Source organism: Caulobacter sp. 73W (assembly GCF_041021955.1).
Taxonomy (GTDB): Bacteria; Pseudomonadota; Alphaproteobacteria; order Caulobacterales; family Caulobacteraceae; genus Caulobacter.
Window position 1 is genome coordinate 820,917 of record NZ_CP158375.1, and the last position, 12,824, is coordinate 833,740.

Genomic DNA, 12,824 nt, shown 5'->3' on the forward strand with positions numbered 1-12,824 from the left:
CGGGATCAGCACCCATGCAGCTCAGCGACCTTTTCCGCCGCAAGCCCATCGGGGGCGAGCCGGACAGCCTGCACCGGACCATGGGTCTGCTGCAGCTGGTCATGCTGGGCATCGGGGCGACCATCGGAACCGGCATCTTCGTGGCCCTGACCACGGCCGTGCCCGAGGCGGGGCCGGCGGTGACGGTCGCCTTCGTGCTGGCCGGGATCACGGCCGGGCTGACGGCCCTGTGCTACGCCGAGCTGGCCTCGATCATCCCGGCGTCGGGATCGGCCTATTCCTATACCTACGCGACCCTGGGCGAGTTCGTGGCGTTCGTCGTCGGGTCGTGCCTGCTGCTGGAGTACGCGGTGTCGACCTCGGCCATCGCGGTGGGCTGGGGGCAGTATCTGAACGAGCTTTTGTTCGACGTGGGCGGCTGGCGGATGCCGGACGCCATCGCCCAGCCGCCGGGCGCGGGCGGGGTGGTCAACCTGCCGGCGGTGTTCTTGGTGCTGATGTGCGCGGTGCTGCTGCTGCGCGGGGCGAAGGAGAGCATGCTGGTCAACGCCATCCTGGTGGCGGCCAAGCTGGCGGTGCTGGTTTTCTTCATCGTCATGGCGTTCACGGCGTTCTCGGCTGAGAACCTGCGGCCGTTCGCGCCGCTGGGCGTGGCGGGGATCGGGGCGGCGGCCAGTTCGATCTTCTTCTCCTATATCGGCATCGACACGGTCTCGACCGCCGCTGAGGAGGTCAAGGATCCCGAGCGCAACCTGCCCCTGGGAATCGTGCTGTCGCTGGTGATCGTCACGGGCGTCTACATCCTGGTGGCCCTGGCCGCCGTGGGCGCGCAGCCCTGGGAACAATTCGAGGGTCAGGACGCCGGGCTGGCGGTGATCCTGCGCAACATCACCGGGGCCTCGTGGCCCTCGCTGGTGCTGTGCCTGGGGGCCATCGCGTCGATCTTCTCGATCACCCTGGTGACCATCTATGGCCAGACGCGGATCCTGTACGCCATGAGCCGCGACGGCTTGATGCCGAAGGTCATGCAGAAGCTGGACAGCCAAGGGGCGCCGCGCATCAATACCATCGTGGTCGCGGTCACCATCGCGACCCTGGCGGCGCTGGTTCCGCTGGACGTCCTGGTCAACCTGACCAGCATGGGGACGCTGATCGCGTTCGGCATCGTCTCGGCGGCCGTGCTGATCCTGCGGCGGACCCGGCCGGACCTGCAGCGCAAGTACAAAGTGCCGCTCTATCCTCTGCTGCCCGTAGCGAGCGTGCTGTTCTGCCTGTACCTCATCCGCAACCTGCCGTGGGACACGTACCTGCTGTTCGGCCTGTGGATCGCGGTCGCCTGCGTGTTCTACTTCTCCTACGGGTTCAGGCATTCGAAGCTAGCGAAAGCGCGTCAGGCGAAAGTGTGAGCGGTTTCGCCGCCTGGACGGGCGTCGGAAAAGTGCGTCAAACCGGCGTTTGAAAGCTCTCTAGCCAGAAGAGCTATTTGGAGTCATCGTCCCGTCATTGGAAGAGGTCCGACAGAGACCCGCCAAACGGAGGAACGACATGGCCTATGTGCCTCACGACCACCATCTGGCGCCCCGTCGCAAGGGCGATCTGCACCCGTCAGCCTGCCTCGGCCTGGGCTTCGCGTTGCTGGCCGGCTTGGCCGTAGGCGTGCACATGCTGTTTGAGGTGCTGTTCTAAGCCGCGAAGCGCTGCCAGACGGCCTTGTCGGCGTCGATGTTGGTGAGGACCCCGGCCTTCTGGCGGGCGTAGAGGCCGGCCATCATCTCCACGCCGAGGCTGGCGAAGCGGACGGCGACCTCGGCGTGAGGGACGCCGCGGGCCAGGGCCACGAACAGGGCGGCGTTCACCTGGGGCTGCATGTAGACGATCAGGGCGGCCAGGCGATGGGCGCGCTCCACGGCCTTGCGTTGCAGCAGGGGCTCTTCCGAAAACAGCTCCTGTCCCAGGCGGCTGACCGCCTGGAGATTCAGGGCCCCGAGCTGCGCGGGCGACAGCGGCGGCGCGAGATCGGCCGCGTCCAGGCTAAGGACAACGTCGTTCATCAAGAAGAGCATGATGAAAAGAAGATGCACCGGACAGGCTTTCAGTCCGGTTTAGGAAGGCGGTTAACGCGCCTCCACGGGTTCGACCAGAAAGTGGCGGCCCTCGGCGTCCTCGATCTCGACCACCCAGATGTCCGGGTCGATGCGGGCGGAGCGTTGGATATAGGCGTCCAGCTCCGGCTCGTCGGTGGAGGAGACCGGCTGCATCCACACCCGCTCGCCGTCGCCGCGGGTGGCCTCGCTGTACAGGCGCGCGGTGCGCTCGCGCAGGTTCACCGCCTTGATCAGCACCGCGCCGGCCTGAGGGTCGCCCTTGCGGGAGACGGCCGCAAAGGCGCCCTGCTGCTGGGCGCGGCGGATCAGGGCGCCGACCCAAATGTCGGTGGAAAGAAGCATTGGCTATCGCGATCCCGGCGGGGCGGTTACAGCAGAAGCCACAGCATAGGTGATCCGCCGCCCCCATGACGAGCCCGCGCCGCATCCTGACCCTCGCCGCCGCCGTTGCGGGGGCTGTTCTGGGCGTGGCGGGGGCCGGCGGACCGGCGCGGGCGGCGTCGGCCCTGGATCTCTATTTCGAGCGCACGGTGATGCTGGCCGCGGACGGACGCTGCCGGCTGTTCACGCCGCAGATGCGGGCGGCCCTGGCGTCCGGCCAGGCGCAGGCCCGGGGCGCGGCCCTGCGCGCCGGGGCGACGCCGGATCAGATCACCGCGACCGCCGGACGAGCCCAGGCGGCGGCGGGGCGCGCGGCCTGCGGGTCCAAGGACATGACCGTGGCGGCGCGGCGGGTGCGCGACGGGTTCGAGGGCTATGCCCGCCTGATCATGCAGCGCTATCCGGGCGAGATCGCCGCCTGGACCGCCGACCGCTCGATCTCGCAGCAGCAGGGGATGTGGCGGCTTTCGCAGCCGGCCAGCTTCGGGGCCGACCGGATGATCTTCGGCCTGTCGACCCCGGCGGGGGGCGGACGCACCAGCCTGATGGCCGTGGTCGCCTTAGCCGACAACGCCCAGCCCTTCACCGCCCGCATCGTCATGCGCGACGTGGCCAAGACCGACGGGCCGTATCTGAGCCTGGGCGGCTCCAGGGCGCCCCTGGCCGTGCGCCTGCCGCCGCGCAGCGCCGCCCGCGCCTTCCTGGCCGAGACCCGCGGCGGGGCGGAGACCTCCCTGCTGCCGAGCGGCGCCAAGAAGGGCATGAGCTTCCGCTTCCCCGAAGCCGCCGCCCGCGCCATCGAGGCCCTGGACCCGCGCGAAGCCATAGCGGTGGAGTTCGTCTTCACCGGCCCGCGCGGGGACGTGGTGAGGACGGCGTATGTCGAGGTGGGCGACTTCGCGGCGGGACGGGCGTTCTTGGTTAGATAGCCCGCTTCTACTTCTGCCCCGTAGCGCAGCGTGCGGGGGAGGTGGATCGACGCGTCAGCGACAAGACGGAGCGGGCGCTCTTCTGAACGTCAGCAGAGCGCCTCTCCACCATGCTTCGCATGGCCCCCTCCCCGCAAGCGGGGCAGGAGAAGAGGGGTCACCGCCCCGGCGAGAAGGCCACGACGTTGCCGCCCATGGTCGGGGGGGCGGAGGGTTTCAGGCCGATGGCGACGGGGAGGCGGACGGTGACCGAAGTGCCGGAGCCGACGACGCTTTCGATGTGCATCACGCCGCCATGCAGTTCCGCGAAGGCGCGGACGAGGGAGAGGCCGAGGCCCGTGCCCTGGGCCTTGCGCTCGTTGTCGCCGGCCTGTTCGAAGGGCTTGCCCAGGCGCTCCAGGTCGGCGGGCGAGATGCCCACGCCGCTGTCGGCGACGATCAGTTCGAACATGTCCTCGTAGATCGCCGTGGACACGGTGACCGAGCCCTTCTTGGGCGTGAACTTGAGGGCGTTGGAGATCAGGTTCAGGGCGATCTGCTTGATGGCGCGGCGGTCGGCGTCGACCTCCATCACCTGGGCCGGCAGGACGCCGCGCAGCTTGACCCCCGCGCCGTCGGCCTGGACGCGCATCAGGCGCAGGGCGGCGGAGACGGCCTCGCGGGCGTCGAAGATCTCGCGCGACAGCTGAAAACGCTCGGCCTCGATCTTGGACATGTCGAGCACGTCGTTGATCAGGTCCAGCAGGTGGGCGCCGGACTCGTGGATCAGCTCGCTGTACTCGGCGTAGCGGTCGGGCAGCGGGCCGAACATCTTGGCGCGCATGATGTCCGAGAAGCCCATGATGGCGTTGAGCGGCGTGCGCAGCTCGTGGCTCATATTGGCCAGGAAACGGGCCTTGTTGGCGGCGATCGCCTCGGCGTCGGCGCGGCCCTGTTCCAGCACCGCCTCGCGGGCGCGGTCGGCGGTGGCGTCGCGCAGGCTGGCGACCAGCCCCCCCTCGCGTCCGACGCGGATCGAGGCGGCGATGGTGCGGTCCAGGGCGCCGGCGGGGCTGAAGTCCACCTCGGCGCGGCCTTCGGCCTGGGCCTTGCGCAGGGCGGCCTCCATCCGGGGGCGGTCCTCGATGGCCATGGACTGGGCGAGGCCGCCGGCCAGCACGGCCTCGGGCTCGACACCCTCGAGCGCGTCGCCGAACGCGGCCTGGACGCGGCCGTCGAGGTCGACGGCCAGGATCAGGTTCGGCTGCGCCTGCATCATGGCGTTGAGGCGATAGGCGGTGGTGAAGTCGCGCGCGCCCTCGGCGGTCAGGCCGCGGCCGTGCAGGATGAGACCGGCCGCGAAGCCGAGGGAGATGGTGCCGAGCGCCAGGGCGCCGAGCCACAGGCTGTTCACGCCGGGGGGCACGATGGGCGCGAAGCCGGCCAGGGGCGCGAGGATCGCCAGGGCGGCGACCATCAGCGACAGGGACGCGCCCTGGGCCAGACGGGCCGGACCGCCCAGCAGGGCGGCGGCGGCGGCGGGCGCCAGGCACCAGGCGGCCAGCGGGCCTGAGGCTCCGCCGGTCAGCAGCACGGCGCAGGCGGCGCCCAGGGCCCAGATGCCGAGCAGCGTCGAACGCAGGCGGGGGGTGTCCATCCAGTCCAGGGTCAGGCCGGCCAGAGCCGGGGCCGCGCCGCCGGCCAGGGCGCACAGCAGCCAGCCCGTCGCGCCGGGCGCGCCGGCGATCAGGCCGGCGCCGGCCAGCACCGTCACCGCCAGCCAGACGCCATGCCAGGCGGCCGCCCGCGAGCCGGCGACGGCGGTCGCCCGGCGGGATGGTCCCTGGCTATGAAGAGCGCGATCTTTCACGGCGTCGGTTCGGTTAATGGTTAACCCACTGGATAATAAGCATTCCGTCCGGATTCTGCAGCCCGCACAACCCCGGAGCGATCCCGCCGAACTCCGGTCGGCTGTTTCTCTGTGGACGGAAACGGATTCGTAAGCGCGAGGGCGCATGGTCGCATCAACGATTAACGGGGGCCAGAACGGTCCATGTCTGAAAAAGCCGCCCGCGCGGCCTTGTCCGAGACCTTCGGCGCCGATGCGCCCGCGCCGGTCCCCGCAAGGGCGACAGAGAGCGCGGCCACGCGCCTGCAACGCATGAGCGCCCGCCGCCAGGCCGCCCTGGACGACCAAAAGCGCTCGTTCCTGCGGATGGTCAGCCATGAGCTGCGCACGCCGCTGAACGCCATCATCGGCTTTTCCGAGATCCTGTCGTCGGAGCTGTACGGCCCCATGGGCCAGCCGCAGTACCAGGAGTACGCCAAGCTGGTTCACGAGAGCGGGCATCGCCTGCTGCGGCTGGTGAACCAGATCCTGGAGATCGCGCGCCTGGAAGGCCACGTGGTCGACCTGACCCTGGCGGCCGACGCGGTGGCCCCGGCCCTGGAAGAAGCCGCCGAGCCCCTGCGCGCCGAACTGGCCGCGCGCGGCGCGTGGCTGGAGTTGATCGGGGTGGACGCCGACCTGGAAGTGCGCGCCGACCCGCGCGGCCTGCGCACCATCATCGGCAACCTGCTGCAGAACGCCATCGCCCACACCCCGGCCGGCGCGCCGGTGATCGTGCGGGCCGAGCGCGACGGCGACATGGTCGAACTGTCCATCGAGGACTGCGGCGAGGGCGTCGATCCCTATGACATCCCGCGCCTGCTGCGCCCGTTCGAACAGGGCGAAAGCACCCTGAGCCGCGCCGCCGAAGGCGCGGGCCTGGGCCTGCCCATCGTGCAGCTGCTGTGCGACGCCATGGGCGGGACGCTGAGGATCGTCTCGGCTAGGGGCGAGGGCCTGAAGGCGGTCGTGAGGCTGCCGGGGGTTTGATCCTCCCCCATTGGGGGAAGTGGCCCGGAGGGCCGGAGGGAGCCTGCTGAGGCAACGCCCAGTCTTACCCCCTCCACCACTTCGTGGTCCCCCTCCCCGGCGGGGGAGGATCAAGCGACCTTGCCCCCGTCGCCCGCGCCCCTTAAGTCGCCCCGCATGAGCGGCATTGACCAGACGCTGAACGAGATCGTCGACGAGTTCGAACTCATCGGGGATCGCGACGCGCAGTACGAATACGTTATCGAACTGGGCAAGGCCCTGCCCCGGCTGTCGCCGGCCGAGCAGACCGAGGCCAACGCCCTGCGCGGCTGCGCCTCGCCCGCCTGGCTGGTGACCGAGCCGCAGGCCGACGGCACGATCGTCTTCCGGGGCGACAGCGAGGCGGTGATCCCGCGCGGCATCATCGGCGTGCTGCTGCGGCTGTATTCCGGCCGCACCCCCGCCGAGATCCTGGCCTTCGACGCCCGCGAGGGGCTGGCGCGGCTGGGGCTGTCCAACATGCTGTCCATGAGCCGCGCGAACGGCCTGGCGTCGATGGTGGCGCGGATCCGGGCGGACGCGGAGCGGGCTTAGTGTGCGTCCTTCGAGATGCGGGCCTGCAGCCCGCTCCTCAGGATGACGAGTTCAGTATGTAACAAAGCTCGTCGTGCTGGAGAGCGCGATAGCGCGTCTCGAAGCACGCAAAGGCTGAAATTCAGCAGTCACCCTCACCCCTGCCCTTCTCCCATCAAGGGAGAGGGATTCACTTCAGTCTGTAATGCCCAGCCAGCCGGTCCAGCGCCAGGACCAGCACCGTCTTGCCCGACCGCCGGGGCAGACCCAGCGCGCGTTCGGCGGCGTCGAGGGCGGAGCCGGCGCCGCAGACGCGTTCCAGGATCTCCCTCAGTCCCGGCCCCGCGGCGTCCAGCGCGTGGGCGATGCGGTCCTTGGCGGCGCGGGCGCGTTCGGCGGGCTCCAGACCCCGACCACGGCCGCCGCGGCTGCGCGGGCCGGCGTCCCAGGCCATGGTCAGGCGGCCCACGGTTCCGGCGCGCATGAAGTCGTCGCGCAGGCGCTCCCCGGCCGCCGCCTGCAGCGGGGTCAGCCAAGGGCGGCCCTGCGGGTCGCGGCGGCGCGCCAGCCAGGCGATGGGGGACTCGCCCAGATTGGCGCGGCGAGTCACGAGGCGGCCGTTCGCCTCGGCGACCACGCGCTCGCCATCGATGACGCCGGGCCGGGCGGCGGGGGCGGCGTCGGCCGCCGGCGGACGGGCCAGGACGTAACCGCCCTGCCCGCGCGGTTTGAGACCGGGATCGGCCGCCAGGGCGGCGAAGGCGGCCTCGTCCAGGCGCAGCAGCGGCCGGCGGCGGCGATCCGGACCGACGCGCAGGAGGTAGGCCTCGCCGGCCGCCTCCAGCCAGGCGTCGGGACGGGCCAGCAGGGCCGCCGCGCGGTTCACGCCGGGGCCCAGGCGTCGGCTGGGGCCTGGCGCAAGCAGGCTTCCATCTCGGTCAGACGAGCGTCGAAGGCGGCGTCGTCGCGCAGGTCCTCGATCCGGTGGCAGGCGTGGCTGGCCGTGGTGCGGTCGCGGCCGAAGGCGGCGGCGACGCGGGCCATGGGCCAGGCGAAGGCCACATGGGTCAGGTACATGGCGATCTGGCGGGCGCGCGCGGCATCGGCACGGGCCCGGGTGCGGGCGGCGATCTCGCGCGGCGAGATGCCCGTGGACATGGCGACGAGGCTGGTCACGAAGCCGGCGGCCAGGCGATCCTTGCGCGGATCACGGCCTGCTTCGAGCAGCTCGTCATAGGTTTGGGCGGTCATTCCTTACTCTCCTCGGCCCGGACGCCCCTTTGCGTCGAGCCACGACAGCAACCTTAGGTCGCGGCCTTGGAGTGAGGATAAGTTTCCTATCGTTATCCACAATAGGAATAAATACCCGGTACGTCCGGGTTTGACGTCAGGCCGCGTCGGCGGCGCGGATGCCTGATTGGGAGAGAAGCTCGGGCTGCATTCCGACCACCGCGTCGTAGCCCAGGATCATGTCGACCTTCCGTCCGTCCGAGGACAGCGGCAGGCGGAGCCACAGGATCGACAGGTGGGCGGCGCCGCGCCAGGCCAGGTTATGGACGCCGACGCCGGGCTTGGCCTCGTCGACCACGCGGTCCAATTCATGACGCCAGTAGTCCGCGGCCGGGGTGCTGTAGACCTCGCCCAGGGTGCGGCCGGTGATCTCGCGACCATAGACCGTATAGAGACCGGTGCCGGCCAGGCGCAGGGCGTAGTCGCGGCCCGTCCCGCCACGACCGTCGGAGACGACGTCGATCAGGCTGACCGTGGGTAGCAGCCGCTTCATGCTGGACGGATCGATGTCCGCACGGCTGGGCAGCCTGGAGCCCCGACGCAGGGACGCCCAGTAAGCGAACATCTCTTGGTGGGCCCGAGCCGCCGCGGCCGGAGCGCCCAATTGCGCGACCATCTCCAGAGTCCCGAACAAGCCGTTGGAATCACGACGATTAACTATCGCTCAACCAACGAATCGCGAGCAAGCGGAAAAGGGTTAACGAGACCAGAAAAGTGCCAGAACGGCACAACAGCGTTGCGCCGAAACGACAGTTCTCGTGTGGGTGACGGGTTTAGGGCTCGGAAGAGGAAGGCGACGGCCAAGCTGACCTACTCACAACCGCTCACCCCGGCGAAGGCCGGGGCTCAGATAATAGGGCGGAGGCGATTCAGTCGGCCTACATCGGGGCTGGATCTGGATCCCGGCCTTCGCCGGGATGAGCGGAGGAGGAGGATCCCCTCCCCGCGCCCCAAAACGCAAAACGCCCGCCGTCCGCGAGGACGACGGGCGTTTCGAAAGCTTGGCTGGGAAGCTTAGCGGCCCTTGCGGGCCGGCTTACGTCCGCCCTGGCCCAGGCCCATCTGCTTGGCCAGGTCCGAACGCGCCTTGGCGTAGTTCGGGGCGACCATGGGATAGTCCTTGGGCAGGTTCCACTTGGCCCGATATTCCTCGGGGCTCATGTTGTACTTGGTGCGCAGGTGGCGCTTCAGCGACTTGAACTTGCGGCCGTCCTCGAGGCAGACGAGGTGGTCCGGCGTGATCGAGCGCTTGAGCGGCACGGCCGGCTCCTTAGGCGCGACCTCGACCGGCTCGGCGCCGGTGGCGATGTCGGCCAGAGCGCGGTGGATGCTCTGGATCAGCGCGGGCAGGTCGGAGGCCGACACGGAATTGTTGCCCACATAAGCGGACACGATATCCGCCGTCATCTCGATGATTTCTGCTTTATCGTCCATGTTCGTCTTGTTCTGCTGAGGACGCGAAGCGCCGCATCAATTGTTGATTCCGAAGTCCGGAAATCCGTACTTATAGAACGTCGCTCATTCAGACAAGCGACAGGCATGATCTTTGTTTCGAAAACAAAGATACACGCAGATGTGGTAACCAGGTTCAGTTTTTGATCTAGCAGGGCTTTAAAAGACTAGATCAGCGCTCGATAGCCTTTGCTACAGGTCCAGCGGCGCGGGGCCGGGCCCCAATAACGCCGGGCGGCCAGCCCGCCGATCCGCAGACCAGCGAGCAACGCCGCCCCTTTATTACAGACCAAATGCCGCACCTTTTGCGCGGCGAGATCAGCGGAACCGGGGATCGTCCCAGTGTTCCCAGATGTCGGGCAGATCGCGCGACACCTTGTCGGGATAGGCCGGGGCCCGTTTCTCGAGGAATGAGGTCACCCCTTCCTTGGCGTCGCCGGAAGCGCCGCGCGACTGGATGGCCCGGCTGTCGGCCATGTGGGCGTACATGGGGTGGGCCGCCCCAGCCATGCGCCAGATCAGCTGCCGCGACAGGGCGACGGAGACCGGGGCGGTGTTGTCGGCGATCTCGCGCGCCAGGGCCACAGCGGCGGACAGCAGGTCCTCCGGAGCATGAAGCGAACGGACGAGTCCGCGGTCCAGCGCCTCCTGCGCGCCGAAGACGCGGCCGGTGAAGCACCACTCCAGCGCCGTCTGCGGCCCGACCAGGCGCGGCAGGAACCAAGAGGAGCAGGCCTCGGGCGTGATGCCCCGGCGGGCGAAGACGAAGCCGAACTTGGCGTCGGCGCTGGCCAGGCGGATGTCCATGGGCAGCTGCATGGTCGCCCCCACTCCCACGGCCGCGCCGTTCACGGCGGCGATCACCGGCTTGAGGCTGTCATAGATGCGCAGGGACACGCGGCCGCCGCCGTCGCGATAGATGTCGCCAACCTTGCCCTCCTCCCGCTCCAGAGCCTGAGGCGAGGTGCGGTCGAAGGTCGCGCCGCCGCCCGACAGGTCCGCCCCGGCGCAGAAGGCGCGGCCGGAGCCGGTGACGATGACGGCGCGCACGGCGTCGTCGGCGTCGGTGTTGTCGAAGGCCTCCATCAGCTCCTTCATCATGCGGGCGGTGAAGGCGTTCAGCTTCTCCGGCCGATGGAGGGTGATGGTCGCGACGCCGTCGCGGACGTCATAGAGCAGGGTCTCGAACTTCGGCGCGCCCATGGCGGTCTCCCTTGTTTTGCGGGGAGAATGACCGCTACAACGGAACGAAACAATCGTTTGAATAAGAGGAGCCGCCCATGAAGTCCGTGAGTTTCAACGAGGTCAGCAGCCTGGTCGGCCAGGAAATCGGGGTCTCCGACTGGGTCGAGATCACCCAGGAGCGGGTCAACCAGTTCGCGGAGGCCACCGGCGACCATCAGTGGATCCACGTGGACGTGGAGCGCGCCACGCGTGAGATCGGCGGCCCGATCGCCCACGGCTACCTGACCCTGTCTCTGATCCCGTTCCTGGGCGCCGGCCTGCTGAACGTGTCGGGCGTCACGCGCGGCATCAACTACGGCACCGAGAAGGTGCGCTTCACCAACATGGTCCGCGTCGGCAAGAAGGTGCGCATGCGCCAGAAGCTGACCGGCGTGGAGCCCAAGGCCGGCGGCCTGCAGCTGAAGAACGAATGCACCATCGAGATCGAAGGCGAAGAACGCCCGGCCTGCGTGGCCGAGACGATCTCGATCATTTACGGGGGCTGACACCGCCGCCCGATTTCACTCGCCTCCCGAGGCCTTGTGCCTGGGGTCCCTGCATCCGCACGCACGGCGCGACCCGTCCTGGTGAGGCGTTGGCGGACACAGGGACCCTCGCCACAAGGGCGAGGAGGCGGACTATCGGTTAGGTTCTTTCCTTCTTATGCCGCCCGCCGCACCCGGTCGGCCAGCAGCAGCGCGCTGCCGTGGGGCTTGGCGTCGGCGCGTTCGGCGGAGAGGGCGAGGGCCAGGTCGCGGTCGCCGGCGCGCAGGGCCGCCTCCAGCAGGGTCAGGTCGATGACGTCGCGCTGAGCGTGGCTGCCGCCGAAGCGGTAGGCGTGATGCCGCATGGGGCGCAGCAAGGTGATGACCCGGCGGTAGTCGCCGTCCACGAAGGCGGCCATGGCCTCGGTCGCCGCCTGGCCGCCTTGGGTCAGGAACTCGCGATTGTCGCCCAGGCTGTCGCGCGCCGAGGACTGGACCGAGCGGACCAGCCGCACGTCGTCCTTCCGGCCCGCCGAGGCGAAGGCCATCATGGCGTGCATGTCGTTGAAGGCGTAGGCGTTGTCCGGCTGGCAGGGCGCCCAGGTCTCGGCCACCGCGCTCCAGCGATCACCCACATCGACCCCCAGCAGCTTCAGCCGCCACAGCAGGGCGGCGGCGTCCACCATGTCGAACGCCAGGGGCGAGCGGACGCCGTAGATCGGTCCGTCGAACAGGCGCAGGGCTTCGGCCACATCTCCCAGCTCCAGGTGATAGAGCGCCAGGTGCCACCAGTTGTGGACCGCCAGCATGTTGTTCTCCGACCAGGCGGCTAGGTCGCCGGTCATGAAGGCGACGCCCTCCTCGCTGCGGCCCTGCATCTCCATGACGTGGGCGACGGCGTGACGGGCCCAGCCGTCGCGCGGCTCCAGCGCCAGGGCCTTGCGCCCCTGCGTCTCGGCGCGGGCGTAGTCGCCGGTCTCTTCCAGCCCGAAGGCGTGCATGGCCAGCATGGCGTGCCAGCCGGGGACTGCATGGCTCCACACCGGCAGGGCCCGGCCGATACGGTCTCGCAGCATGCGGCTGTCGCCCAGCAGGTAGTCGACGAAGTGGCCGGCGCGGATGGCGACCATGTCCAGCGGCCAGGTGATGGCCACGTCCTCCAGGATGCGGGCGGCGTTGCGCCAGCGGCCGTCGATCATCGCCTCCATTGCCAGGATGTGCGCCGCCTCGCGGGCGTTTCCGCCGGCGGCGCGGGCGGCCTCCAGGTTATGACGCACGGCTGAGGGGCCGATAGGGTCCGTGCCCATCAGGTGCAGATAGGCGCGCAAGGCGTGGGCCATAACGAAGCCCGGGCTGTCGGCCAGGGCGGCGTCGAGTTCCGCGACGGGGTCGACGCCGAAGCGGTTGAACAGGGCCAGGGCGCTTTCGAAGCGCTCCAGGGCGAAGGGGCTGGCGCCGGTGACGGCCAGCCCGCGGTGATCCTTGAGGGTCATTGCGTGCTCGGTCTGAGGGGGACCGGCATGCCCGCCGATCCGGAAGGCGCAGATAT

At 69.4% G+C, this 12,824-nt stretch carries 15 protein-coding genes; 6 read left to right on the forward strand and 9 right to left on the reverse strand.

Features of this window, described 5'->3' with window-relative positions:
• Window positions 1–14: 14 nt before the first annotated feature.
• Window positions 15–1,406, forward strand: coding sequence for an APC family permease (locus ABOZ73_RS03890; protein ID WP_369060887.1), 1,392 nt, complete (start codon window positions 15–17; stop codon window positions 1,404–1,406).
• A 139-nt stretch (window positions 1,407–1,545) separates the two neighbouring features.
• Window positions 1,546–1,686 (forward strand): hypothetical protein, encoded by a 141-nt coding sequence (locus tag ABOZ73_RS03895; protein ID WP_369060889.1) that lies wholly within the window; start codon window positions 1,546–1,548, stop codon window positions 1,684–1,686.
• Here the strand turns inward: ABOZ73_RS03895 and ABOZ73_RS03900 are convergent.
• Both ABOZ73_RS03900 and ABOZ73_RS03905 read right to left on the reverse strand, forming a co-directional pair.
• On the reverse strand, window positions 1,683–2,051 hold the full coding sequence (locus ABOZ73_RS03900) for a hypothetical protein (protein ID WP_369060890.1): 369 nt from the start codon (window positions 2,049–2,051) through the stop codon (window positions 1,683–1,685). The two genes, ABOZ73_RS03895 and ABOZ73_RS03900, sit on opposite strands and share 4 nt — an antisense overlap.
• Before the next feature lie 63 nt (window positions 2,052–2,114).
• Window positions 2,115–2,447 (reverse strand): DUF1491 family protein, encoded by a 333-nt coding sequence (locus ABOZ73_RS03905; RefSeq protein WP_369060892.1) that lies wholly within the window; start codon window positions 2,445–2,447, stop codon window positions 2,115–2,117.
• 65 nt (window positions 2,448–2,512) lie between these two features.
• Here ABOZ73_RS03905 and ABOZ73_RS03910 point away from each other — a divergent pair, with 65 nt between their 5' ends.
• The gene (locus ABOZ73_RS03910) at window positions 2,513–3,415 is read left to right on the forward strand and encodes a hypothetical protein (protein ID WP_369060893.1); all 903 of its coding nucleotides are present in this window, start codon (window positions 2,513–2,515) and stop codon (window positions 3,413–3,415) included.
• A gap of 157 nt (window positions 3,416–3,572) precedes the next feature.
• On the opposite strand, the gene ABOZ73_RS03915 is transcribed toward ABOZ73_RS03910, so the two are convergent.
• On the reverse strand, window positions 3,573–5,264 hold the full coding sequence (locus ABOZ73_RS03915) for a sensor histidine kinase (protein ID WP_369060895.1): 1,692 nt from the start codon (window positions 5,262–5,264) through the stop codon (window positions 3,573–3,575).
• 183 nt (window positions 5,265–5,447) lie between these two features.
• Between ABOZ73_RS03915 and ABOZ73_RS03920 the strand changes: the two genes are divergently transcribed.
• Complete coding sequence (locus tag ABOZ73_RS03920; protein WP_369060897.1) at window positions 5,448–6,272, forward strand: sensor histidine kinase; 825 nt, start codon at window positions 5,448–5,450, stop codon at window positions 6,270–6,272.
• Window positions 6,273–6,428: 156 nt separating this feature from the next.
• Window positions 6,429–6,845: a SufE family protein gene (locus tag ABOZ73_RS03925; RefSeq protein ID WP_369060899.1), complete on the forward strand. Its 417-nt coding sequence runs from the start codon at window positions 6,429–6,431 to the stop codon at window positions 6,843–6,845.
• A 169-nt stretch (window positions 6,846–7,014) separates the two neighbouring features.
• Here ABOZ73_RS03925 and ABOZ73_RS03930 read toward each other — a convergent pair whose 3' ends face one another.
• The 5 genes from ABOZ73_RS03930 to ABOZ73_RS03950 form a co-directional block, all read right to left on the reverse strand.
• Window positions 7,015–7,710, reverse strand: coding sequence for a DUF6456 domain-containing protein (locus ABOZ73_RS03930; protein WP_369060900.1), 696 nt, complete (start codon window positions 7,708–7,710; stop codon window positions 7,015–7,017).
• Complete coding sequence (locus ABOZ73_RS03935) at window positions 7,707–8,075, reverse strand: helix-turn-helix domain-containing protein (RefSeq protein WP_369060902.1); 369 nt, start codon at window positions 8,073–8,075, stop codon at window positions 7,707–7,709. The genes ABOZ73_RS03930 and ABOZ73_RS03935 overlap by 4 nt, the downstream gene beginning before the upstream one ends.
• Before the next feature lie 136 nt (window positions 8,076–8,211).
• A complete protein-coding gene (locus ABOZ73_RS03940) occupies window positions 8,212–8,736 on the reverse strand; it encodes a PAS domain-containing protein (protein ID WP_369062479.1) in 525 nt (174 codons plus the stop codon).
• Window positions 8,737–9,128: 392 nt separating this feature from the next.
• Window positions 9,129–9,548, reverse strand: coding sequence for a MucR family transcriptional regulator (locus tag ABOZ73_RS03945; protein WP_369060904.1), 420 nt, complete (start codon window positions 9,546–9,548; stop codon window positions 9,129–9,131).
• A gap of 336 nt (window positions 9,549–9,884) precedes the next feature.
• Window positions 9,885–10,769, reverse strand: coding sequence for a crotonase/enoyl-CoA hydratase family protein (locus ABOZ73_RS03950; protein WP_369060905.1), 885 nt, complete (start codon window positions 10,767–10,769; stop codon window positions 9,885–9,887).
• Window positions 10,770–10,846: 77 nt separating this feature from the next.
• Here ABOZ73_RS03950 and ABOZ73_RS03955 point away from each other — a divergent pair, with 77 nt between their 5' ends.
• Window positions 10,847–11,296: a MaoC family dehydratase gene (locus tag ABOZ73_RS03955; protein WP_369060906.1), complete on the forward strand. Its 450-nt coding sequence runs from the start codon at window positions 10,847–10,849 to the stop codon at window positions 11,294–11,296.
• 155 nt (window positions 11,297–11,451) lie between these two features.
• Here ABOZ73_RS03955 and ABOZ73_RS03960 read toward each other — a convergent pair whose 3' ends face one another.
• Window positions 11,452–12,768, reverse strand: coding sequence for a tetratricopeptide repeat protein (locus ABOZ73_RS03960; protein ID WP_369060907.1), 1,317 nt, complete (start codon window positions 12,766–12,768; stop codon window positions 11,452–11,454).
• Window positions 12,769–12,824: the final 56 nt, after the last annotated feature.